The organism is Thioalkalivibrio sulfidiphilus HL-EbGr7, from assembly GCF_000021985.1.
GTDB lineage: Bacteria > Pseudomonadota > Gammaproteobacteria > Ectothiorhodospirales > Ectothiorhodospiraceae > Thioalkalivibrio_A > Thioalkalivibrio_A sulfidiphilus.
The window spans coordinates 2875738-2897914 of the sequence record NC_011901.1; the positions used below are offsets into that span (position 1 = coordinate 2875738).

Below are 22177 nucleotides of genomic sequence, written 5' to 3' on the forward strand. Positions count from 1 at the left end.
CACTGCTGCGCATGCTATGACCCTCCTTTGTCAGGGGTGTGACGGGATGGTGACGGATTAATGAACGAAGTGAGAATTGGGAAGTGAGAACTGAAAGGCCTTTACTTCGAACTTCCCAATTCCCAATTCCCAATTCCCACTTCTCACTTCATTTACGGCAGTTGCCCCTCATACGCCCCCGCCGCCATCTCGTAGTCCTCCGCCTCCCACATCTTCAGCCCGCCGGAGAGGCTGCGCACCTTGCCGAAACCCATCTGCTGGAGGGTGTCGGCGGCCATGGCGGAGCGCCCGCCGGTATTGCACAACACCACGATGGCGCGGTCCTTCGCGGTGTACAGGGCCTCGATGCGGTGGGGGTTGTTGGGATCGGCGGCGCCTTCCAGCATCCCCCGGGGGATCAGCAGGCTGCCGGGGATGTGGGCCTTCTCGAATTCATAGGGCTCGCGGATGTCCACCAGGAGCAGGTCCTCGCCCTCCTCCAGGGCCTCCTGCAGGTCATCGGCGCTCACCTCCTCGACGCGCTCGCGGGCTTCCTTGATGAAATCACTCAGGCTCTTGGACATGGTCTCTCCGGATCGGCTTGCATCAGGACGGTAATTGACCGGCATCTTGACGAGTGTCAAATCTGCCGACAGCAAAGCCCGTTATTTTAGGACACCCCAATCAACAAGGACATTTATGCCATGGCCACGGTGCTTTACGACGACGGCAACCATCGATGCCTTTCCTTCGGCGACCTGGTCACCGGGGAGGGGATCCAGTCCAACCAGTTCCTGATGATCCATGGAGAACACGAGGCCCTGATCGATCCCGGCGGCGACCTGACCTTCACCGCCCTGTCCATGGAGATCAGCAAGCACATCCGGCTGCAGGACCTGGACTACCTGGTGGCCTCCCACCAGGACCCGGACATCATCGCCTCCCTGTCCAGCTGGCTGTCGCGCACCAACGCCACGGTGGTCTGCTCCCGCCTCTGGTCGCGCTTCGTGCCGCACCTGATCCCCGGCTACCTGGGCAGCCAGGTGGGCAGCCGCTGCCTGGCCCTGCCCGACGGCGGCGGCGACATCCCCATGGGCGATGCGGTGCTGAAAGCGGTGCCCGCCCACTTCCTGCACTCGGTGGGCAACTTCCAGTTCTACGACCCGGTGAGCCGCATCCTGTTCTCCGGCGACATGGGCGCCTCGGTGGCGGACGATCCGGCCGGGTCGCCGTTCGTGGAGGACTTTGCGGCCCACATCCCGCACATGGAGGGCTTCCACCGCCGCTACATGGTATCGCGCAAGGTGACCCGACTGTGGGCCAACATGGTGCGCCACATGAACGTGGACATGCTGGTGCCCCAGCACGGCCCGGCCTTCCGGGGCAGGGAGATGATCGGCCAGTTCCTGGACTGGATCTCCAACCTGGAATGCGGCATCGACCTGATGACCCAGGAGAATTACCGGATGCCGTCTTGAGGTGGGAAGGGTCGATTGAAGTGAGAAGTGAAAAGTGAGAAGTGCGAAATGGGAAGTGGGAAGGCAGTTTCCTTCGCACTTCCCAATTCCCACTTCTCACCTTATGCGGCACTTCCCTGTGCTGATTGAATCCGATCCGTTTGTTACGGCAGGGCCGGGATGGCGAACTGCGGCATGTCCCCGGTCAGTGCATGCATGAAGGCCTTCATGTCCTCCACCTCATTGTCCGGCAACTCGGTATTGAGCATCTCCCGGGCCATGATGCGGATCGCCTCGGCCAGGCTGCTCACGTTGCCGTTGTTGAAGTAGGGATAGGTGAGCGCGACGTTGCGCAGGGTCGGTGTGCGGAAGGCGAACTTGTCCTGCTCCTCGCCGGTCACCAGGTAACGGCCGAGATCGGTGGAACCGGGCACCTGAATGCGATGGAACTGACTGTCGCTCAGGGCCGGTCCGCGATGACAGGCCACGCAGCCCCGATCCACGAAGGCACGCATGCCACGCACCTGCTGATCGCTCAGGGCCTTCTCGTCACCGGCCAGGTAACGGTCGAGGGGTGAGTTGGGGGTGATCAGGGTGCGCTGGAAGGCGGCCAGGGACAGGGCCACGTTGTCGGCGTGGATGGCGTCATCACTGCCGAATACCTCGGCGAACATCTCCTGGTAGACATCGAACTCCCTGAGACGCTGCACGGCCTGCTCAAGCGGCATGGCCATCTCGATGTCCGCCTCGATGGGACCCAGGGCCTGTTCCTCCAGGGTCGCGGCGCGGCCGTCCCAGAACTGCGAGCCCAGGAACGCGGCGTTGAGGACCGTGGGGTGTTGCGCTCGCCCACCTGCCCCATGTGACCCACGGCGCGGGGGATGCGGTCGGTGAAGCCCAGGGCCGGGTTGTGGCAGGTGGCGCAGCTGATTACGCCGCTGGCGGAGATGCGCGGCTCGAAGAACAGCATCTTGCCCAGCTCCACCTTCACGGCGGTCTGGCTGTTGTCCGCCGGGATTGGCGCGATGGCGGGCAAGGGCTCGAAGAACTGCTTGTAGCGTGCCATGTCGGCGTCCGCCACCGCGGCGGTGCCGAGACCCAGGCCCAGGGCCAGTCCGGCCAGCAGGCCGAGGGATTGCCTCAGTTTCATGATGTACTCCTTGCAGCTTGGGATGGAGGGTTCGGGTTTAAGACTTGGTCCAAGTCTAAAACCCGAGCCTTCGTGCCGGGAGCGAAACCGGGCGCTCAATTGATCGAGGTCAAACAAAATGCGGAATCAAGCGTGAGTTGGGAAGTGAGAACTGAAAAGCGCTATTTTGCACATCAAAGCCCCATGGGGCGCCCTATGGATAAGGCCAGGGAAACGGGGCGCGAAGCGATCCACCTGCTTCGCACTTCCAAATTCCCACTTCCCACTTCAAACCCCCTAGACTTCCAGCAGACCCAAGCCACCCCGGAGCCACACAGCCATGTTCTCCCCCGCCGACGGATTCACCCTGCCCATCTATTTCGATCTGGGCGCCGTGTTCGTGTTTGCCCTGTCCGGCGTGGTGGTGGCCATCCGCAAGGGCTACGACATCGTGGGCATGTTCTTCCTGGCGCTTGCCACCGGCGCAGGCGGAGGCCTGATCCGCGACGGCCTCTTCTTGCAGCAGGGTCCGCCCCTGTTCGCCACCAATCCCGAGTACCTGGCCGTCATCGCGGCGGCGGCGCTGGTGGGTCTGCTGTTCGGTGATCACCCGTTTTTCAACCGCCGCGGCGTGGCCATCATCGACGCCGCGGGTATCGGCGGTTTCGCGGTGGTTGGCATCGAACTGTCGCTCGCGGCGGGCCTGAGCATCCCCACGGCGCTGCTGGTGGGGGTGATCAACGGCGTGGGCGGCAGCGTGATCCGCGACGTGCTGGCGGGCGATCCGCCCCTGATCCTGCGGCCAGGGCAGTTCTATGCCCTGGCAGTGCTGGGCGGCTGCTTCTCCTACATGGCCCTGACCCAGTGGCTAGGGCTGGCCGTGGTGCTGGCCGGCTGGCTCACGATCCTGATCACCTTCGCCATCCGCATGCTGTCCATCGAACTGAACTGGAGCACGCGACCGGTGAGCCGGGAAGGCTGGATCCAGTTCCTGAAACGCAAGAAGGGAGATGAGTAGGAGCGGCGACCCTGTCGCGGACCTTCCGAGGTGTTATCTGTGTATCGCTGATCACGCAGAGGGCGCAAAGACGCAGAGGACGCAGAGGACGCAGAGTTTTTTCGATCAATATCCTTTGCGCACTTTGCGTCTTTGCGCCCTCTGCGTGATCAGATCTGCGCGGCAGGATCACCATACCCGTTCGGCCCGGGGTCGGGCCTCCTACAGGGGTCTTCGGTAACCCCCCGGCACCCCGTCGGGACTCAGCACCAGCTGCCAGACCTGGATGGTGCGGGCCCGGAAGGCACCGGCGCAGGCCTGCAGGTAGTACTCCCACATGCGCTTGAAACGCCCGTCGAACTGTCCGGAGAGTTCCGGCCAGGCGGCCTGGAAGTTCTCGTTCCAGGCCATCAGGGTCCGGTCGTAGTCGGCGCCGATGTTGTGCAGGTCCTCGATGATGAACTGGTCCTCCACCGCCTCGGCGATCTGGTCCAGGGACGGCAGGTCGCCGTTGGGGAAGATGTAGCGGTCGATCCAGGGATCGGGGGTGCTGTGGCGGCGGTTCTTGCCGATGGTGTGCAGCAGGAACAGGCCGCCGTCCTTGAGGCAGCGGCGCGCCACCTGGAAGTAGGTGTGGTGGTTCTTGTGGCCCACGTGCTCGAACATGCCGACGCTGGCGATGTGGTCGAACTTCTCGTCCAGCTCCCGGTAGTCCATGAGCCGGAACTCCACCGGCAGGCCCTCGCACAGCTTCTGCCCGTGGGCGGCCTGTTCTTTGGAGATGGTCACCCCCACGCACGCCACGCCGTAGTGCTCGGCGGCGAACCTCATGAAGCTGCCCCAGCCGCAGCCGATGTCCAGCACCCGCTGGCCGGGCTTGAGATCCAGCTTGCGGCAGATCATGTCGAGCTTGGCCTCCTGGGCCGACTCGAGATCCGAGGCCTGCGCCCAGTAGCCGCAGGTGTAGGTCATGCGGCGGTCCAGCATCTTCTCGTAGAAGCCATTGCCCAGGTCGTAATGGGCCTCGCCCACCTGCCAGGCGCGGCGCATGTTCTGCAGGTTGAATAGGCGATGCCGGATGGCATGAATGGCGAGCCGGATGGGGTGTTCCACCTCCCGGTCGAGCCGGGCGGCCAGCACCCGGGTGAAGAACTCGTCCAGGCGCTCGGCGTGCCAGTCCCCGTCCATGTAGCTCTCGCCCAGCCCCAGGCTGCCGTAGGCCAGCACCCGCTCGGCCACCGACTCGTCGCGCATGAGCATGTCCCAGGGGCGGTCGCCGTTGATGCGCACGTCCGCCTTGTCCAGCATCTCCCGGATGATGGCAAGGGCGGAACTGTCATGGAGATCCTGGGAGGTCGACAACTGCCGGGGGTCAGCCCCCCGTTGCGGTACTGAACCGTGGTCACGAAGGCCATGCTGGGACATGTGGAAACCGGCTCCCTGCCAGGGGTCCTGGCATCATGAGGATTGCGCAGACTCCTAACGAATATAGACCTTGTGTGACAGATGGCAGATAGATTGTGACTAAGACCCCGATAGCCCTGAACTATTGAGCCGGCCCATGATCCCGTCCGCGCCGATCCCCCCAGACCAGCATGGCCGGGGTGACCAGCAGGGTGAGCGGTGTGGCCACCAGCAGGCCGCCGGAGATGGCGGTGGCCAGCTGCACCCAGTACTGGGTGGAGGGAGCGCCGATGCTGAAGTCCCGCCCGGTGAAGTCCACGGTGAGCCCGAACACCATGGGCGTGAGGCCCAGGATGGTGGTGATGGTGGTGAGGAGCACCGGACGCAGGCGCTGGGCGCCGGTGCGCAGCGCCGCCTCGACCGCGTCCAGGCCCTGGCGGCGCAGCACGTTGTATGTGTCGATGAGCACGATGTTGTTGTTCACCACGATACCGGCCAGCGCGATCACCCCCACCCCGCTCATGACGATGCCGAAGGCCTCCTGGCGCAGGATCAACCCGAGCAGCACCCCGGCGGTGGAGAACACGATGGCGGAGAGCACCAGCCCCGCCTGGTAGAGGCTGTTGAACTGGGTCACCAGGATCAGGAACATCAGGAATACGGCAAGCCCAAAGGCCAGCTCCAGGAAGACCATGGCCTCGGCCTGCTCCTCCGCCTGGCCGCGGAAACGGATCTCCACCCCCTCGGGCAGGGGTTCCGCGGCCAGCGCCGCCTGCAGGCGGCGCACCTGGTCGTCCACCAGCAGGCCCGCAGCCGCATCGGCGGTGACCGTGAAGCTGCGCCGCCCGTCCACCCGCTTGATGATGCCGGTCTTGGGCGCGGGGCGGAATTCCACGAAGTTGCTGATGGGCACCAGCCCGTAAGCGGTGGGCACCCGCAGGTTCACCAGCTGCGCCAGGTTGCGCTCATCGAAGGGAAAGCGCACCCGGATGTCCACCTCCTCGTCGGCATCCTCGGGCCGGTAACCGCCGAGCCGTATCCCCTGGGTGACCATTTGCACCGCGTTGCCCAGCAGGCCGATGTCCGCCCCGTAGCGGGCCGCCTCCCGGTGGTCCACCTCCACGCGCACTTCCACCCCGGGCAGGGAGCGGTCATCCTCCACGTCCACGAAGCCGCCCAGCCGGTCCATGTGGGCGCGTATCCGCGTGACGGCTTCGGAGAGTTGCGCCACCTCCCGGCCCGAGACCTCCACCTGGATGGGCTTGCCCTGCTGGGGTCCGCCCTCCTGTTCCCGGAACTGCAGCACCAGGCCCGGCAGGTCGGCGGTCTCGGCGCGCAGGCGGGCGAGGATCTCGGCGGCGGGCGGGCGCAGGCGCCAGTCGATCAGCTCCAGCTGGATCACCCCGATCACGTCCTCGGCATAGTCGGCCATGAGCCGCTCCCGGGGCGTACCGATGGTGCGCGCGTAGACGGTCTGGATCTCGGGCACGTCCAGCAGGCGCGCCTCCACCCGGCGCACCAGGGCGTCCGCCTCCCACACGGAGAGATCGCCCCGGGCCTGGATCTGCACCTGTGCGAAGCGAGGCTCCACGTGGGGGAAGAAGTCCACGCCCCGGCCGAACTGGCCGTAGGCGGCGTAGGCCGCCACCACCAGGATGGCCGCCACCGAGAAGGTCTGCCCCGGGTGCGTGACCAGGTAACGCAGCGCGCGCACGTAGCGGGCGGTGAAGCCGTCGATGTGGTCGTAGTCGCCCCGCTCGGCGGCCTGGATGCGCGCCACCTGCGCGGGGCGGCTCGCGTCCCGCGCCCCCACCAGGCTGCCCAGGGTGGGGATGAAGATGAGCGCCATGAGCAGGGAGGCGGTGAGCGTCACCAGCACCGTGGCGGGCAGGAAGAACATGAACTCGCCCACCATGCCCGGCCAGAACAGCATGGGGAAGAACACGGCGAGCGTGGTGAGCGTGGAGGCGATGATGGGCCAGGACATGCGCACCGCCGCGCGCCCGAAGGCCTCGCGCCGGTCCATGCCCTCGGCCAGGTAACGGTCCGCCTGCTCCACCACCACGATGGCGCCGTCCACCAGCATGCCCACCACCAGGATCAGCGAGAACAGCACCACGATGTTCAGCGTGAAGCCCATGAGATGGATGGCGAGTATCCCGCCCAGGAAGGCGCCGGGGATGGCCAGCCCCACCAGCCAGGAGGAGCGCCCGCCGAGCGCCGCGACGATGGTGAGCATCACCAGCACGATGGCGAGAATGACGTTGTTCTCCAGGTCCCCCAGCAGGTCAGCGATGTCGTCGGCCATGTTCTGCAGGTGATCCACCCGCACCGCCTCGGGCCAGTCGGCCCGGGCCGCCTCGATCACCGCCATGGCGTCGTTCACCGTGTGGATGATGTTGGCACCGCCGCGCTTGCGGATCTCAAGCGACACCGCCGGCTGGCCGTTGATGCGCGCGAAGCCCTCCGGGTCCTTGAAGGTGCGCCGCCCGGTGGCCACGTCGCCGAAGGTGACCACCGTGCCCGCGTCCACCATCACCGGCAGGTTGAGCACGTCCTCCAGGGATTCGATCACCCCCGGCACCTTCAGCGTCACCCGTCCCGCGCCGGTGTCCATGGCGCCAGCGGCCACCAGGCGGTTGTTGCGCTCGATGGCCTGGATGAGCTGCTGGTAGGGAATGCGGTAGGTCTCCATCACCAGGGGATCGACCATCACCTCCAGCACGTCCACCCGGTCGCCGCCGATGTTCACCTCCAGCACCCCGGGCAGGGACTCCAGACGGTCGCGCAGGTCACGGGCGATGCGCACCAGGGTGCGTTCCGGCACCGGCCCCGAGAGCGTGGTGGTGAGCACCGGGAACATGGACAGGTCCACCTCGATGACCTGGGGCTCGTCGGTGCCCTGGGGCAGTTCGCCGCGCACCAGGTCCACCTGCTCGCGCACGTCGGCCAGGGCCTGGCGGTTGTCGTAGCCCGGCTCGAAGTCCAGGCGGATGAGCGCGAAGCCTTCGCCGGCCCGGGACTGCAGTTCCTTGAGCCCCGCCACGGGCATCAGCTCCCGCTCCAGGGGCCGCACCAGCAGGCGCTCGCTGTCCTCCGGCGAGATGCCCGAATAGGTGACCGAGACGAAGAAGATGGGGATGTCGATGTCCGGCGCCGCCTCCTTGGGGATGGAGACGTAGCTGATGCCGCCGGCGGTGAGGATCAGCAGCAGCACCAGCAGGACCGTGCGGTTGCGATCCAGGGCCGCCTGAATCAGTGCGTTCATGAACCGGCGCCTTCGTCCACCACCCGCACGGGCTCGCCCGCATTCACGAAGCCCTGGCCGATGGTGATGATGCGCGCAGCCTCCGGCAGACCGGTGACCCAGACACCGTCGGCATCGGCGCGCACCACGTCCACCACGTGGAAGGCCACGCGGTCGTCGTCATCCACGGTCTTCACCCCCAGGCGCCCCCGGTCGTCCAGACCGATCAGGGCCGGCGAGATGCGCTGGGCCATCACCTGCTCCACCGGGATGCGCACCTGCACGCTCACCCCCGAGGGCAGCGAACGCTCTTCGTTGGGCACGGTGATCTCCACCCGGAAGGTGCGCGTGGTGGTGTCCGCCCGAGCCGAGATGTAGCGCACCGTGCCGGTGTGCTCGCTGCCGTCCACGAAGCTCACGTGGGCCGGACCGCCCACCTGCACCCGATGCACGTTGTGCTGGGGCACCTGCACCACCGCGCGCAGGGGATGGTTCTCCAGCACCTCGGCCACCGGGTCGGCACGGCCGACGAAGTCGCCCACCTCCGCGTAGCGATGATTGACCACCCCGGCGATGGGCGCGCGGATATGCGTGTTGGCGATGTCCAGGCGCACGGCTTCCAGTTCCGCCCGGGCCGCCTCCAGCTCCGCCAGCGCCGTCTCCACCCGCAGCTGCGCCTGAAAGCCCTCCCGCGCCAGTTGCTGGGCGGCGCGGTAATCGGTCTCCCGTCCCCTGACCGCCGCCTCGGCCCGGCGCAGCCGCGCGTCCCGATCGTCCATGCTGATGCGCGCGATCACCTCGCCCGCGCTCACCCGCTGCCCCAGCTCCACCGGCAGGGCCGCGATGCGCCCCGCCGTCTCCGCGCGCACCGTCACCCGCTGGTCCGCCTGCACCTCCCCCTGGAGCGTGAGCAGGCGCTCCACGGTCTGCGCCGCGCTGCGCATCACCGCCACGGTCATGGGCTGCGCCTCGGCGCGCTGATTGATCTGCGGCGGCTCGCGGGTGAGCACCCCGCTCAGGATCCACAGCGTCAGCAGCAGTGCGACACCGGCGATGGTGAGGGCGGAACGGTTTCGGGCGAAGAAGGAGGACATGGGAGAAAGTCTAGCCGGTGAAGTTGACCGGGGTATTGACGGGGCTCAGGTGACACTGGGGTGAAACAGCAGTTTTGCCACAGAGGCCACAGAGGTCACAGAGAAAAAGGCGAGCCGGGTCTCATGATCGTAGGTCGGGCTTCAGCCCGACAACGGTGCCTCTCGAAGCCTCGGCTGTCGGGCTGAAGCCCGACCTACGCATACCAAGCGTTGATCTTTCCTCTGTGACCTCTGTGGCCTCTGTGGCAAACCGCCCTTACCCCAGCTATTCCAGCAACGCATCCAGATCCGTCACCGGCGCGCTGCAGCGGGTGCCGGTGCAGACATAGGCCACCGCCTCGCCCTTCGGCGCCTTGGTGGCCAGGGCCTCGGGCAGATCGCTTGCATCGGCGGGGATGGCGAACACCAGGCGGCGCGGGGCGTAGTCCCGTTCCAGTTCGGCGCGCCAGGTCTCGATACGCTGCGCCTCGCCGCGCAGGATCACGAGCTTCGGCAGGTAGAGCTGTTCCTCGAAGGCGCTGATCAGGCTGGCGTGGGCCATGGGGGCCTGGTCCATGAGGGTGGTGGCCAGGCGCACGGTGCGTTCGGCGGCCTCGACGTAACGGGGCTCACCCAGCAGGTGACCGAGTCGGTTGAGCGCCAGGGCCGCCACGCCGTTGCCCGAGGGCATGGCCTCGTCGGCGAAGGTCTTGGGGCGCTGGATCAGGGCCTCGTGGTCATCGGCGGTGAAGAAGAAACCGCCATGCTCCGAGTCCTCGAAGTGTGCCAACAGGATCTCGGCGATCTCCCGGGCAAACACCAGGTCCTCCGTGCGCCAGCGCACCTGCAGCAGTTCCAGCAGGGCGTCCAGCAGGTAGGCATGGTCGTCGAGATACGCGGACAGGCGGGCGCTGCCATTCTTGTAAGTGGCCAGCAACCGGCCGTCGCGCCACAGCTGTGCGCGGATGAAATCCAGCGCCCGGCTTGCGGCGTCGACCCACTCACTGCGCCCCAGGTGCCGGGCCGCCACCGCGAGGCCGCGGATCATGAGGGCGTTCCAGCTGGTGAGGATCTTGTCGTCCAGGCCCGGCGGCACCCGTTTATCCCGCGCCGCCAGCAGCGGCGCGCGGGCGGCCTCGATCATGGCTTCAATGGTGGCCTCGTCGGTGCCGGACTCCTTTGCCAGTTGTTCCGGGGTGACAAAGCTGTGCAGGTGCCACCGGCCCTCGAAGTTGGGTCCTCGGTCGAGACCGTAGACCCGGGCGAACACCGGGTAGACCTCCTCCGGCACCAGCTTGCGCACCTCCTCCGGCTGCCACACGTAGTAGCGCCCCTCCTCGCCTTCGGAGTCGGCATCCAGGGCCGAGTAGAAGCCGCCCTCCGGTGACTGCATAGTCTGCACGGCCCAGGCGGCGGTGCGCCCGGCCACGTCGGCGAAGTAGGCGTCGCCGGTGGCGGCATAGGCCTGGGCGTAGAGGGCCAGCAGCGGGCCGTTGTCGTAGAGCATCTTCTCGAAGTGGGGGATCATCCACTGCCCGTCCGTGGAGTAGCGGCAGAAGCCACCGGCCAGCTGGTCGTTGAGGCCGCCCCGGGCCATCTTCTCCAGGGTGAAGCAGGCCATGTAGCGGGCGCGCTCATCATGGGTCTGGGCATGGTGGCGCAGCAGCCGCTCCAGGGTGGAGGGATGGGGAAACTTGGGCGGCGTGCCGAAACCGCCGTCACGCTCGTCGAACTGCTGGGCGATGGCGGAACGCACCGTGTCCAGCACCGCGCTGTTGAGCGGATCATGACCCCTTGGTGAGAACAGGCCGGTGAGCGCGCCCTGCAGCGATGCGTTCTGGCGTTCGATCTCGTCGCGGCGTTCGTGGTAGAAGCCGGCGATACGTTCCAGCAGATCACGGAACGCGGGCAGGCCGTGGCGCGGCGCATCCGGGAAATAGGTGCCGCCGAAGAAGGGCACCTGGTCCGGCGTGAGGAACATGGTGAGCGGCCAGCCGCCGCTGCGCTGGCTGAGCATGAAGTGCGCCGTCTGGTAGATCTTGTCCAGGTCCGGCCGCTCCTCCCGGTCCACCTTGATGTTCACGTACAACCGGTTCATCACCTGGGCGGTGGCCGGATCCTCGAAGGATTCGTGGGCCATGACGTGGCACCAGTGGCAGGCGGAGTAACCGATGGACAGGAGGATCGGCTTGTCCTCCGCCTTGGCCTTGTCCAGTGCCTCCGGGCCCCAGGGATACCAGTCCACGGGATTGTCCGCATGCTGCAGCAGGTAGGGACTGGTCTCGTTCGCTAGGCGGTTGCTTGTCTGCTCTGGCATGGGCGGGTTCACCGGGCTTGGACTTCGGAAGGGATTGCCGCAGAGACGCGGAGGCGCAGAGAAAGAATAAGGATCTGACAGGATTTACATGATGAACAGGATTGAAAAAACCTGGACGGGCTTTCTTTAAAAATCATGTTCATCATGTAAATCCTGTCAAAGATCTTCTCTGCGCCTTCGCGTCTCTGCGGCAGATGTTGCAACTAGAACTATACCCCCGTGAACCGGCAAGGTCCCGTAACCCCACCCACCAACGGGAATGCCCCGCGCGCTATACTGCCCAGCCGCACGACGACACCGGAACCGCCCCATGGACAGCCTCGACTACACCCCCCTGCGCCTGAGAAAGAACGAGGAACGCCGCCTGCTGGCCGGCCATGCCTGGGTGTTCAGCAACGAGGTGGACATCGCCGCCACGCCCATCAAGGACCTGACGCCGGGCCAGCCGGTGCTGATCGAGGATCATCGCGGCAAGGCCATCGGCACCGGCTATGCCAATCCCCAGTCCCTGATCTGCGCGCGGCTGGTGAGCCGGGACAAGGCACACCCGTTCAACGCCTCCCTGCTGGTGCATCGGCTCAAGGTGGCCCTGTCCCTGCGCGAGCGCCTGTTCACCGAGCCCTGTTACCGGCTGGCCTACGGCGAGAGCGACGGCCTGCCGGGGCTGGTGGTGGATCGCTACGGCGACGTGCTGGTGGCCCAGGTCACCACCGCGGGCATGGAGGTCATGCAGGACGCCATCCTGGAGGCGCTGCACAAGGCCGTGCATCCCAAGGCGGTGCTGTGGCGCAACGACAGCCCGGTGCGGGAACTGGAAGGACTGGACCTGTACATGAGACCGGCCCTGGGCGAGGTGCCCGAGACGGTCACCCTCACGGAGCACGGCGCCCGCTTCCACGCACCACTCCTCTCGGGCCAGAAGACCGGCTGGTTCTTCGACCAGCGGGACAACCGGGCCTGGCTGGCGCGGGTCTCCAGAGGTATGAAGGTGCTGGACCTGTTCAGCTACGTGGGCGCCTGGGGCGTGCAGGCCGCGCTCAACGGCGCCGAGTCAGTCACCTGCGTGGACGCCTCCGGTGATGCCCTGGAAAGCATGGCCGCCAACGCCGCCGAGAACGGGGTCGGGGACCGGGTGAGCGGCGTGAAGGGGGATGCCTTCGAGGTGCTTAAGCAACTGCGCGAGGACCAGGCCCGATTCGACGTGGTGATCACCGACCCGCCCGCCTTCATCAAGCGCCGCAAGGACGTCAAGGAAGGCACCGCCGCCTACCGGCGCCTGAACCAGATGGCCATGCAGGTGATGGCCAAAGACGGCCTGCTGATCGCCTGCTCCTGTTCCCAGCACCTGGAGGCCGCCTCCCTGGAGGCTCAGCTCTGGGGCGCCGCCCGTCACGTGGACCGCAGCCTGCAGATCCTCTGCCCGGGGCGGCCAGGCCCCGGACCATCCCGTCCACCCGGCCATGCCGGAGACCGCCTACCTCAAGGCGGTGCTGTGCCGGGCGGTACAGGCATGATCCAGAATTCAAGATTCAAAGTTCAAGATTCAAAGAGTTGGTTTGGGTTATCCTCTGCCCCAGTCTTTGAATCTTGAATATTGAATTTTCAACTTCGATTTCCCCATGTACCCCACGCATCCCTTCATCGACCCGGTCGCCATCAGCCTCGGGCCCCTGAGCATCCACTGGTACGGCATCATGTACCTGGTGGGCTTCGCCGGCTTCTGGTGGGTGGGCCGCATCCATGCCCGCAAGCCCTGGAGCCCGGTGAAGCCGGAGCAGGTGGGCGACATGCTGTTCTACGGGGTGATCGGCATCATCGTGGGCGGTCGCCTGGGCTACATCCTGTTCTACAACTTCGACGCCTGGCTGGCCGACCCGGCCATGCTGCTGCGGGTCTGGCAGGGGGGCATGAGCTTCCACGGCGGGCTGATCGGCGCCCTGGTCGCCTCCTGGTTGTACGGGCGCAAGGTCAACGCGCGCTTTTTCCAGATCACCGACTTCATCGCGCCCCTGGCCTGCATCGGGCTCGGCACCGGGCGCATCGGCAACTGGATCAACGGCGAGCTCTGGGGCAAGCCCACGGACCTGCCCTGGGCGATGATCTTCCCCGCCGCCGACATGCTGCCCCGCCACCCGTCCCAGCTCTACCAGGCGGCCCTGGAGGGCCTGGCCCTGTTCACCCTCCTATGGCTGTTCTCCCGTCACCAGCGGCCGGTGGCCGCCGTCTCGGGCCTGTTCCTGATCGGCTACGGGGTGTTCCGCTTCCTGGTGGAGTTCGTGCGCCTGCCCGACGCCCACATCGGCTACCTCGCCTTCGGCTGGCTGACCATGGGACAGCTGCTGACCCTGCCCATGGTCCTGGCCGGCATCGTCATGATGGCCTGGGCGTACAATCGCAACAAATCCGCAACTGCCTGATCGCCAAGCCATGCAACCCTATCTCGATCTCATGCGCCAGCTGCTGGAACACGGCACGGTGAAATCCGACCGCACCGGCACCGGCACCCGTTCCCTGTTCGGCCACCAGATGCGCTTCGACCTGTCGAAGGGCTTTCCCCTGGTGACCACCAAGAAGCTGCACCTGAAATCCATCATCCACGAACTGCTGTGGTTCCTGAAGGGCGAGACCAACATCGCCTATCTCAAGGACAACGGCGTGCGCATCTGGGACGAGTGGGCCACCGAGGACGGCGAACTGGGCCCGGTGTACGGCAGGCAGTGGCGCGCCTGGCCCACCCCCGACGGGCGCCACATCGACCAGATCAGCCAGGTCGTGGAACAGATCCGCACCCGCCCGGATTCCCGGCGCCTGATCGTCAGCGCCTGGAACGTGGCGGAGCTGCCCGACGAGGGCATCTCGCCCAAGGACAACGCCCGGGCCGGACGCATGGCGCTGGCCCCCTGCCATACCTTCTTCCAGTTCTACGTGGCCGACGGCCGGCTCTCCTGCCAGCTCTACCAGCGCAGCGCAGACGTGTTCCTGGGCGTGCCCTTCAACATCGCCTCCTACGCCCTGCTCACGCTGATGGTCGCGCAGGTGACGGACCTTGAGCCCGGCGACTTCGTGCACACCTTCGGCGACGTGCACCTGTACTCCAATCACGTGGAGCAGGCGAAGGAACAGCTCTCCCGCGAGCCCTACCCCCTGCCGAAGATGCATCTCAACCCCGAGGTAAAGTCCCTGTTCGATTTCAGGTACGAGGACTTCACCCTGGAGGGTTACCAGGCGCATCCGCATATCAAGGCGCCGGTTGCAATCTAAGTGGCAAGTCTCAAGTGGCTAGTAGCAAGGTAAAAAACTCTCCCCCGCTTTACGGGGGAGGGTTGGGGAGGGGTTTTTTACCTTGCCACTTGAGACTAGCCACTAGCCACTTCTACTAAGAGGTACGCCCGTGAGACTGTCCTTAATCGTCGCCGTCGACCGAAACAACCTCATCGGCCGCGACAACCAGCTCCCGTGGCACCTGCCGGCGGATCTCGCCTTCTTCAAGCGCACCACCATGGGCGCGCCCATGCTCATGGGCCGCAAGACCTGGGAATCCATCGGACGCCCCCTGCCCGGGCGCACCAGCATCGTCATCACCCGTGATCCCGACTACCGGGCCGAGGGGGCCAGGGTGGTGCATTCCATCGAGGAAGGGATCGCTGCCGCGGGGGACGCGCCGGAGCTGTTCGTGATCGGCGGCGCCAAGCTGTTCGTGGACACCCTGCCGCTGGCCGACCGGCTGTATCTCACCCGCATCGATCACGCCTTCGAGGGAGACACCTGGTTTCCGGAGATCGGGGATGCGTGGCGGGAGATAACCCGTGAAGAACACGAGCCGGATGAGAAGAATGCTTATGCGTACGCCTTCATCACCCTGGAACGGGATCGGGGATAAAAGCGCACTTTCGCCGCAGAGGCGCAGAGGAATCCCGAAAAAAAGGCTTTTGACAGGATTTACATGATTAGCATGATTTTTAAAGAAAGCCCGTCCAAGTTTTTTCAATCCTGTTAATCATGTAAATCCTGTCAGATCCTTATTCTTTCTCTGCGCCTCAGCGCCTCTGCGGCAAGTCATCCGCCCGGATCAGCCCGCCCGACGAAAGCGCCGCCCCGGGATCAGGTAGATCACCGCGAACAAGGCCGCCGCCGCCACCACGATGGACGGCCCCGTGGGCGTGTCCCAGGTGAGCGAACCCATCACGCCACCCACCACCGCAAGCGAGCCCAGCACGCCGGCATAGAGGGCCATCTGCTCCGGCGTGGCCGCCAGGCGCCGGGCGGTGGCGGCGGGAATGATCATCAGCGAGGTGATCAGCAGGATGCCCACCACCTTCATGGCCACGGCGATCACCAGGGCGATGAGCAGCATGAAGCCCAGGCTCACCCACATCACCGGCACGCCCTCCACCCGGGCCAGGTCCTCGTGCACGGTCATGGCCAGCAACGGACGCCAGAGGATCATGAGCAGGATCAGCGCCAGCGCACCGCCGCCGAAGATCCACAGCAGGTCCCCCTGGCTCACCGCGAGGATGTCGCCGAACAGGTAACCCATGAGGTCGATGCGCACCCCTTCCAGGAAGGCGACCGAGACCAGGCCCAGGGACAGGGTGCTATGGGCGAGGATGCCCAGCAGGGTGTCACTGGCCAGCCGTCGCTGACGCTGCAGCAGGACCAGCAGCACTGCGAGCGCAGTGCACAGGGCGATCACCGTGAGGTTCAGGCTGATGCCCAGCAGGAAACCGAGCGCCACGCCCAGCAGCGCCGAATGGGCCAGGGTGTCGCCGAAATAGGCCATGCGCCGCCACACCACGAAGGAGCCCAAGGGCCCCGCCACCAGGGCCACCGCGATGCCGCCCATGAGGGCTCTGAGGATGAAGTCGTCCATAAGGGCGCTAGAGACAATATCCAAGAGGCAAGAGGCAAGTGTGTTTCATTGCTTCTCCTTGTGACCTTCGTTCTCGACCACGCAACCATGGAGGTCGTGGTGGTGGTCGTGGGCGTGGGTGTAGATGGCGAGACCCCGGGCCTCGGCGGGGTCGCCGAACAGCTTGAGGTATTCCGGGTGGCGGCTCACCGCCTCGGGACGGCCGGTGCAGCAGACGTGCTGGTTGAGGCAGACCACGGAGTCGGCGGCCTCCATCACCAGGTGCAGCTCGTGGGAGACCATCAGCACGCCGCAGCCGTAGCGGTCGCGCAGGCGGGCGATGAGCCGGAACACCTCGCCCTGCCCGGCCACGTCCACGCCCTGGGCGGGCTCATCCAGCACCAGCAGGTCCGGCCTGCGCATCAGCGCGCGGGCCAGCAGCACGCGCTGCATCTCACCGCCGGAGACCGACTGGATGGGCTGATCCAGCAGGTGTTCCACACCCACCTCCCGCAGCACCTCCCGCTGGTGTGCGCGGCTGGCCCGCCCGCCCAGGGTGAGGAAACGGCCCACGGTGATGGGCAATACCTCATCCACCAGGACCCGCTGGGGCATGTAGCCCAGTTTCAGCCCCGGGGTACGGATCACCTCGCCCTCGGTCGCGGGCAACAGGCCCAGCAGGATGCGCACCAGGCAGGTTTTGCCGGCCCCGTTGGGGCCGATCAGGGTGACGATGCGACCGCGCTCCACGCCGAGATCCACGCCATGCAGGATGTGACGACCGCCCAGGGTCAGGCCCACGCCCCGCGCTGCAACCAGGGGCGAGGCCGCATCGTGGGCATTTGAGCGGGTCACTGATGACATGGGAGATCCGTGTCCTGAAAAGCTGGACGCAAAGGGCGAATGTTATATTATTACATCACATATCCATTCCTGAGAGTAACGCGCCATGCCTGCCATCCGCCAGAGGAAACTGACATCGCACCCGGGCCTTTTCCTGGCTGTCCTGTCCTTGTTCGCCCTGCTGCTGGGCAACGTGCAGGCCGCACCACAGGTGGTGGTGAGCATCAAGCCGGTCCACGACCTGGTCACCGGCGTGACCGAAGGCGTGACGGCACCGGTGCTGCTGGTGCCCGGCGGCGCCTCCCCCCATGACTACGCCCTGCGCCCCTCGGAGATGCGCGCCCTGCAGCAGGCCCGGGTGGTCATCTGGACCGGGCCGGAACTGGAGAACTTCCTGGTGCGCCCCCTGGCGGGGCTGGGCTCGGAGGTACAGCGCGTCACCCTGCTCAAGGATGCGGATCTGGTGCAACACCCGGTACGCGAGGGCGGGATCTGGGACAGTCATGGTCATGGGCACGGGGACCACAACCACGCACACAGTCACAGCCACAACCACGGGCACAGCCACGCGGCTCACAACCATGCTCACGCCGAACCCGACGCCCATGTCTGGCTGTCGCCGGAGAACGCCCGGCGCATCGTGACGCACGTGGCCGGCGTACTCGCGGCGGTTGACCCGGACAACGCGGCGGCCTACGGGGCCAACCGGGATCGCATGCTGGCCCGGCTCGACCAGCTGGACGAGGAACTGCGCGCCCGGCTGGCGCCGGTGCGCGAGGCGCCCTTCATCGTGTTCCACGACGCCTACCAGTACTTCGAGCGCCACTACGGCCTGACGCCGGCCGGCTCCATCACCGTGGACCCGTCCCGAGCCCCCGGCGCACGGCGCATCCAGGAGATCAGGCAGCGGGTCAGCCAGTCCGAGGCCCTCTGCGTGTTCAGCGAACCCCAGTTCCGCCCTGCCATCGTGGCCACGGTGATCGAGGGCACCCAGGCACGCACCGGCGTGCTGGATCCCCTGGGTGCGGACCTGCCGTCGGGTCCGGAGGGCTATGAGGCGCTGCTGCGCAACCTGGCGCAGAGCCTGGTGGAGTGCCTGTCTTGAAGTGGGAAGGGTGAATCGGGAAGTGGGAAGAAAACCCACCCTGTAGGAGCGGCGACCTCGCCGCGAATCGCCCGGGAAGCAACCAGGCCTTGGCTGGTAACGCAGAGGGCGCAAAGACGCAGAGGACGCAAAGAATTCACATCCAAAAACTTTGCGCTCTCTGCGTCTTTGCGTTCTCTGCGTGAATGACCGATCACCGAGTCCCCGCCAACCCGTTCGGCCCGGGGTCAGGCCTCCTACGCCGCCTTCTTGTCCGCACCCACCAGCACGCCCAGCAGATCCGGGACCGGCACCTCTACGGCGCAGTCACTGGCCTCCACCCGGCAGTGGTCGGACCAGTGCAGCAACTGCATCGTGCCGCTGAAATCCTCCACCAGGGTGGTGCAGTGCTCCACCCAGTCACCGTCGTTGCAGTAGAGCACGCCGTCGATGCGCTCGATGCCGGCCTTGTGGATGTGGCCGCAGATGTAGCCGTCAAAGCCGTTGCGCAGCGCCTCCTGGGCGGCAGCCTCCTCGAACTTGCGGATGTAGGCCCGGGCGTTGCCCACCCGGGTCTTGAGCCATGCGGACAGGGACCAGTAGCCGTGGCCCCGGCGGCGGCGCCAGGCGTTGTAGACGCGGTTGCCCTTGAGCAGCATCTGGTAGGCACCGTCACCCACCGCCTTGAGCAGGGCGTTGTGGCGCACGTCGCCGTCGAACTCATCACCGTGACTGACGAAGAAACGCCGCCCGTCGGCACTCAGGTGCTCGGCGTTCAGGCGCACCTGCACGCCATGGAACTCGCTGCCTGCGAAGTCGCGGAACAGCTCGTCGTGATTGCCGGGGATGTAGGTGACCCGGGTACCACTGCGCGCCATGTGCAGGATGCGCTGCAGCACTGCAGACTGGTCCGCGGTCCAGTACACGGAGCGGCGCATGCTCCAGAGATCGAAGATGTCGCCCACCAGGTAGAGCTGTTCACAGCGGACGCTGTTGAGGAAATCCAGCAGGTAATCGGCGCGGCACTCGCGGGTGCCCAGATGCACATCGGAGATGAATACACTGCGGCAGCGAAGCGTTCCCATGGACAGACCCTCGGCAGTGGTTTCGCGGAGTCTGAATTGGGGAGGTTACAAAAAGATCAAGCAATCATGAATTTACGGTGAAAAAAGGCACTTGAGACAAGTTGCCAGATGCAAGAGACAAGAGGGTTTTCTTGCCACTTGTCTCTTGCATCTTGTCTCTAGCGCTCTCCTATCCCATATCGAGATCGAACTGCACCGCCTCGAGTCCCGCCGCGGCACACTTCTCATCCAATTCACCACTGGGCGCTCCGCTGACACCGACGCCGCCCACGATGGCACCGGCCGAGTGGATGGGCAGGCCGCCGGCGGAGAACACGATGCCCTGCACCTTGCCCACCGAGAAGGGCCGGGTGAAGCGGTCTTCCATCTGGGACAGGGGCGCGTTGAAGGACATGGCGGTGTAGGCCTTCTGCCTGGAGATCTCCAGGGTCAGGTCCATGGCCAGGGTGTCACGCATCACCACCTGGGGATGCCCGCCGCGATCCACCACGGTCACGGCAACATTCACGCCCTCGGCGCGGCAGGCCTCGATGGTGGCCAGAGCGATGCGGTTGGCCATCTCCAGGGACAGGCGCTTGATGTCCGCGGTCACCGGGGCATCGGCCTGGGCAACGGCACCGGCGCTCAGGATCACGGCACCGGCCAGCAGGGAACGGATCATTTTCATGGTGGTTTCTCCTCTCATGGTGGCGATTTATTCATTGCAGGGCCTCTATGAGTGTAGAAGCCCGGAGCCAGAGAGTGCGCGCGGTGGAACAATTCAAAATTCAAGATTCAAGATTCAAAATTCAAAGGTTGTCGGCGCCACTGCATGTGCTAGCTCCCCCTTTGAATTTTGAATTTTGAATCCGCTTCAGATCAGCACCAGCAACCAGATCACCGCCGCGTTGATGAGCGCGAACAACACCGCCGCCGAACCCATGTCCTTGGCCCGGGCGGAGAGCTTGTGCTGTTCGCCGCCGAAGCGGTCGATGGCCGCCTCGATGCCGGAGTTGAGCAGTTCCACGATGAGGATGAGCAACAGGCTGCCCACCAGCAGGGCCCGCTCCACCCCGGTCTCGCCCAGCCACAGGGCCAGGGGCAGGGCGAGCACCACCAGCAGCAGTTCCTGGCGAAACGCCTCCTCGTGCTTGAAGGCGGCGCGCAATCCCGCCCAGGAGTAGCCCGCGGCCTTGACGATGCGCGTCATACCGCGGTTGCCGCTGTAGGCCATCAGTCCGTCCGTCCCTGTTCAGCGACCTCGTCGAGCGCGGCGCCGGGCCGCCAGGCCACATCCAGTTCACGGGCGGCACGCACCTCATCGAAGCGCCGGTTGGGCTGGGTATAGGGGGCACCCTTGACCTTGTCGGGGCTGGTGCGCGCCTCTTCCAGGATCTCGGCCATGGCCTCCACAAAGCCGTCCAGGGTCTCCTTGCTCTCGGTCTCGGTGGGCTCGATGAGCAGGCACTCGGGCACCAGCAGCGGGAAGTAGGTGGTGGGAGCGTGGTAGTTGAAGTCCAGCAGGCGCTTGGCCACGTCCATGGCGGTCACCTCGGTGTCCTTGGCGAGCCGCTTGAGGGTCACGATGAACTCGTGAGTGGCGCGGCGCCCGGGGAAGGCCAGTTCGAAGCCCTTCTCCCTCAGGCGCGCCATCACGTAGTTGGCGTTGAGGGTGGAGAACTCCGCCACCCGGGGCATGCCCGCGCGGCCCAGCATGCGCATGTACACGTAGGCGCGCAGCAGCACGCCGGCGTTGCCGGCAAAGGCCGAGAGCCGACCGATGGACTGGGGCAGGTCCTTCTCGGTCATGAAGCGATAGCGCTCGCCCTCCTTCGCCACCACCGGGATGGGCATGAAGGGGCGCAGGCGCTCGCTCACGCCCACCGCGCCGGCACCGGGACCGCCGCCACCGTGTGGGGTGGAGAAGGTCTTGTGCAGGTTCATGTGGATCACGTCAAAGCCCATGTCCCCGGGGCGCACCTTGCCGAGGATGGCGTTGAGGTTGGCGCCATCGTAGTACAGCAGTCCGCCGGCCTGGTGCACCAGGTCGGCGATCTCCTTGATGCGCCGCTCGAACACGCCGAGCGTCGAGGGGTTGGTGAGCATGATGCCGGCAGTGTGCGGACCCAGAGCGGCCTTCAGGGCCTCCATGTCCACGTCACCGGAATCGTCGGTGGGGATCTCCTTCACCGTGTAGCCGCACATGGTGGCGGTGGCCGGGTTGGTGCCGTGGGCCGCATCGGGCACCAGGATCTCGGTGCGCGCGGTGTCCTTGCGGGCGTCGTGGTAGGCGCGGATCATGGCCACGCCGGCGAACTCGCCCTGGGCACCGGCCATGGGGGTGAGCGACACGCCGCCCTTCATGCCGGTCACATCCCGCAGCATCTCCTGCAGCTCGAACATGCAGGCCAGGAAGCCCTGGCTGTGGGTGTCCGGCGCGTGGGGATGGCGGCCCAGGAAACCCGGCAGCATGGCCAGGCTGTTGCAGGCCCGCGGGTTGTACTTCATGGTGCAGGACCCCAGCGGGTAGAACTGGGTATCGATGGAGAAGTTCTTCTGGGACAGCCGGGTGTAGTGGCGCACCACGTCCAGTTCGGAGAGTTCCGGCAGCGGCGCGCGCGTGCCGCGACGGAAGCGCTCGGGCAGCCCGCTCACGGTGGCCTCGCGCAGCGGCGCCTGGGCCGTGGCCCCGCGCCCGGGACGGGAACGCTCAAAGATCAGCATGTCTGGAAAC

General features: G+C 65.9%; 18 protein-coding genes and 1 pseudogene. 7 read left to right on the forward strand and 12 right to left on the reverse strand.

Translation table 11 applies throughout. The features are described 5' to 3' along the window. Positions 1–152: 152 nt before the first annotated feature. Positions 153–563, reverse strand: a complete 411-nt coding sequence (locus TGR7_RS13740) for a rhodanese-like domain-containing protein (RefSeq protein WP_012639287.1) — start codon at positions 561–563, stop codon at positions 153–155. Between the two features lie 120 nt (positions 564–683). On the opposite strand from TGR7_RS13740, the gene TGR7_RS13745 reads away from it, so the two are divergent. After that, the gene (locus TGR7_RS13745; protein WP_012639288.1) at positions 684–1457 is read left to right on the forward strand and encodes an oxygen-binding di-iron domain-containing protein; all 774 of its coding nucleotides are present in this window, start codon (positions 684–686) and stop codon (positions 1455–1457) included. Between the two features lie 143 nt (positions 1458–1600). Here TGR7_RS13745 and TGR7_RS13750 read toward each other — a convergent pair. Continuing rightward, positions 1601–2586: pseudogene (locus tag TGR7_RS13750) on the reverse strand (cytochrome-c peroxidase). Positions 2587–2905: 319 nt separating this feature from the next. Here TGR7_RS13750 and TGR7_RS13755 point away from each other — a divergent pair. Continuing rightward, positions 2906–3583, forward strand: a complete 678-nt coding sequence (locus TGR7_RS13755) for a trimeric intracellular cation channel family protein (RefSeq protein WP_012639289.1) — start codon at positions 2906–2908, stop codon at positions 3581–3583. Positions 3584–3784: 201 nt separating this feature from the next. Here the strand turns inward: TGR7_RS13755 and cfa are convergent, their stop codons facing one another. The 4 genes from cfa to TGR7_RS13775 all read right to left on the reverse strand — a co-directional run bounded on the left by cfa (position 3785) and on the right by TGR7_RS13775 (position 11603). After that, positions 3785–4987 carry a cyclopropane fatty acyl phospholipid synthase gene (gene cfa, locus TGR7_RS13760; protein WP_012639290.1) on the reverse strand — a complete coding sequence of 401 codons (1203 nt, stop codon included), beginning with the start codon at positions 4985–4987 and terminating at the stop codon, positions 3785–3787. A 121-nt stretch (positions 4988–5108) separates the two neighbouring features. Next, positions 5109–8234: an efflux RND transporter permease subunit gene (locus TGR7_RS13765; protein ID WP_012639291.1), complete on the reverse strand. Its 3126-nt coding sequence runs from the start codon at positions 8232–8234 to the stop codon at positions 5109–5111. Further along, a complete protein-coding gene (locus tag TGR7_RS13770; RefSeq protein WP_012639292.1) occupies positions 8231–9307 on the reverse strand; it encodes an efflux RND transporter periplasmic adaptor subunit in 1077 nt (358 codons plus the stop codon). Before TGR7_RS13770 ends, TGR7_RS13765 begins: the two co-directional genes overlap by 4 nt. A 265-nt stretch (positions 9308–9572) precedes the next feature. Then, complete coding sequence (locus TGR7_RS13775) at positions 9573–11603, reverse strand: thioredoxin domain-containing protein (RefSeq protein ID WP_012639293.1); 2031 nt, start codon at positions 11601–11603, stop codon at positions 9573–9575. A gap of 310 nt (positions 11604–11913) precedes the next feature. On the opposite strand from TGR7_RS13775, the gene TGR7_RS13780 reads away from it, so the two are divergent. From TGR7_RS13780 to folA, 4 genes are all read left to right on the forward strand, one after another. After that, positions 11914–13194: a class I SAM-dependent rRNA methyltransferase gene (locus TGR7_RS13780; RefSeq protein WP_012639294.1), complete on the forward strand. Its 1281-nt coding sequence runs from the start codon at positions 11914–11916 to the stop codon at positions 13192–13194. Between the two features lie 28 nt (positions 13195–13222). Further along, positions 13223–14020, forward strand: coding sequence for a prolipoprotein diacylglyceryl transferase (lgt, locus tag TGR7_RS13785; protein ID WP_012639295.1), 798 nt, complete (start codon positions 13223–13225; stop codon positions 14018–14020). Between the two features lie 10 nt (positions 14021–14030). Then, entirely contained in the window at positions 14031–14864 is an 834-nt protein-coding gene (locus TGR7_RS13790; protein ID WP_012639296.1) for a thymidylate synthase, read from the forward strand. A 130-nt stretch (positions 14865–14994) separates the two neighbouring features. Next, the gene (gene folA / locus TGR7_RS13795) at positions 14995–15483 is read left to right on the forward strand and encodes a type 3 dihydrofolate reductase (RefSeq protein ID WP_012639297.1); all 489 of its coding nucleotides are present in this window, start codon (positions 14995–14997) and stop codon (positions 15481–15483) included. 189 nt (positions 15484–15672) lie between these two features. Here the strand turns inward: folA and znuB are convergent, their stop codons facing one another. Both znuB and TGR7_RS13805 read right to left on the reverse strand, forming a co-directional pair. After that, positions 15673–16473, reverse strand: coding sequence for a zinc ABC transporter permease subunit ZnuB (gene znuB / locus TGR7_RS13800; protein WP_012639298.1), 801 nt, complete (start codon positions 16471–16473; stop codon positions 15673–15675). 45 nt (positions 16474–16518) lie between these two features. Then, the gene (locus tag TGR7_RS13805) at positions 16519–17316 is read right to left on the reverse strand and encodes an ATP-binding cassette domain-containing protein (protein WP_012639299.1); all 798 of its coding nucleotides are present in this window, start codon (positions 17314–17316) and stop codon (positions 16519–16521) included. 85 nt (positions 17317–17401) lie between these two features. Here TGR7_RS13805 and znuA point away from each other — a divergent pair, with 85 nt between their 5' ends. Continuing rightward, positions 17402–18400, forward strand: a complete 999-nt coding sequence (gene znuA / locus TGR7_RS13810; RefSeq protein WP_012639300.1) for a zinc ABC transporter substrate-binding protein ZnuA — start codon at positions 17402–17404, stop codon at positions 18398–18400. Positions 18401–18636: 236 nt separating this feature from the next. Here znuA and TGR7_RS13815 read toward each other — a convergent pair whose 3' ends face one another. From TGR7_RS13815 to gcvPB, 4 genes are all read right to left on the reverse strand, one after another. Next, a complete protein-coding gene (locus TGR7_RS13815) occupies positions 18637–19464 on the reverse strand; it encodes a UDP-2,3-diacylglucosamine diphosphatase (RefSeq protein ID WP_012639301.1) in 828 nt (275 codons plus the stop codon). 169 nt (positions 19465–19633) lie between these two features. After that, positions 19634–20131 (reverse strand): GlcG/HbpS family heme-binding protein, encoded by a 498-nt coding sequence (locus TGR7_RS13820; RefSeq protein ID WP_012639302.1) that lies wholly within the window; start codon positions 20129–20131, stop codon positions 19634–19636. Positions 20132–20317: 186 nt separating this feature from the next. After that, positions 20318–20677 carry a diacylglycerol kinase gene (locus TGR7_RS13825; RefSeq protein ID WP_012639303.1) on the reverse strand — a complete coding sequence of 120 codons (360 nt, stop codon included), beginning with the start codon at positions 20675–20677 and terminating at the stop codon, positions 20318–20320. Beyond that, the gene (gcvPB, locus tag TGR7_RS13830; protein ID WP_012639304.1) at positions 20677–22167 is read right to left on the reverse strand and encodes an aminomethyl-transferring glycine dehydrogenase subunit GcvPB; all 1491 of its coding nucleotides are present in this window, start codon (positions 22165–22167) and stop codon (positions 20677–20679) included. The genes TGR7_RS13825 and gcvPB overlap by 1 nt, the downstream gene beginning before the upstream one ends. Positions 22168–22177: the final 10 nt, after the last annotated feature.

What these genes read in the sequence shown, in the direction of transcription:
- TGR7_RS13790 (WP_012639296.1), top strand. Translation starts at nt 14,031, where the DNA reads ATGCAACCCTATCTCGATCTCATGCGCCAGCTGCTGGAACACGGCACG.
- TGR7_RS13820 (WP_012639302.1), bottom strand. Translation starts at nt 20,131, where the DNA reads ATGAAAATGATCCGTTCCCTGCTGGCCGGTGCCGTGATCCTGAGCGCC.
- TGR7_RS13775 (WP_012639293.1), bottom strand. Translation starts at nt 11,603, where the DNA reads ATGCCAGAGCAGACAAGCAACCGCCTAGCGAACGAGACCAGTCCCTAC.
- TGR7_RS13805 (WP_012639299.1), bottom strand. Translation starts at nt 17,316, where the DNA reads ATGTCATCAGTGACCCGCTCAAATGCCCACGATGCGGCCTCGCCCCTG.
- TGR7_RS13815 (WP_012639301.1), bottom strand. Translation starts at nt 19,464, where the DNA reads ATGGGAACGCTTCGCTGCCGCAGTGTATTCATCTCCGATGTGCATCTG.
- lgt (WP_012639295.1), top strand. Translation starts at nt 13,223, where the DNA reads ATGTACCCCACGCATCCCTTCATCGACCCGGTCGCCATCAGCCTCGGG.
- TGR7_RS13745 (WP_012639288.1), top strand. Translation starts at nt 684, where the DNA reads ATGGCCACGGTGCTTTACGACGACGGCAACCATCGATGCCTTTCCTTC.
- TGR7_RS13740 (WP_012639287.1), bottom strand. Translation starts at nt 563, where the DNA reads ATGTCCAAGAGCCTGAGTGATTTCATCAAGGAAGCCCGCGAGCGCGTC.
- TGR7_RS13765 (WP_012639291.1), bottom strand. Translation starts at nt 8,234, where the DNA reads ATGAACGCACTGATTCAGGCGGCCCTGGATCGCAACCGCACGGTCCTG.
- znuA (WP_012639300.1), top strand. Translation starts at nt 17,402, where the DNA reads ATGCCTGCCATCCGCCAGAGGAAACTGACATCGCACCCGGGCCTTTTC.
- cfa (WP_012639290.1), bottom strand. Translation starts at nt 4,987, where the DNA reads ATGTCCCAGCATGGCCTTCGTGACCACGGTTCAGTACCGCAACGGGGG.
- znuB (WP_012639298.1), bottom strand. Translation starts at nt 16,473, where the DNA reads ATGGACGACTTCATCCTCAGAGCCCTCATGGGCGGCATCGCGGTGGCC.
- TGR7_RS13755 (WP_012639289.1), top strand. Translation starts at nt 2,906, where the DNA reads ATGTTCTCCCCCGCCGACGGATTCACCCTGCCCATCTATTTCGATCTG.
- TGR7_RS13825 (WP_012639303.1), bottom strand. Translation starts at nt 20,677, where the DNA reads ATGGCCTACAGCGGCAACCGCGGTATGACGCGCATCGTCAAGGCCGCG.
- TGR7_RS13780 (WP_012639294.1), top strand. Translation starts at nt 11,914, where the DNA reads ATGGACAGCCTCGACTACACCCCCCTGCGCCTGAGAAAGAACGAGGAA.
- gcvPB (WP_012639304.1), bottom strand. Translation starts at nt 22,167, where the DNA reads ATGCTGATCTTTGAGCGTTCCCGTCCCGGGCGCGGGGCCACGGCCCAG.
- TGR7_RS13770 (WP_012639292.1), bottom strand. Translation starts at nt 9,307, where the DNA reads ATGTCCTCCTTCTTCGCCCGAAACCGTTCCGCCCTCACCATCGCCGGT.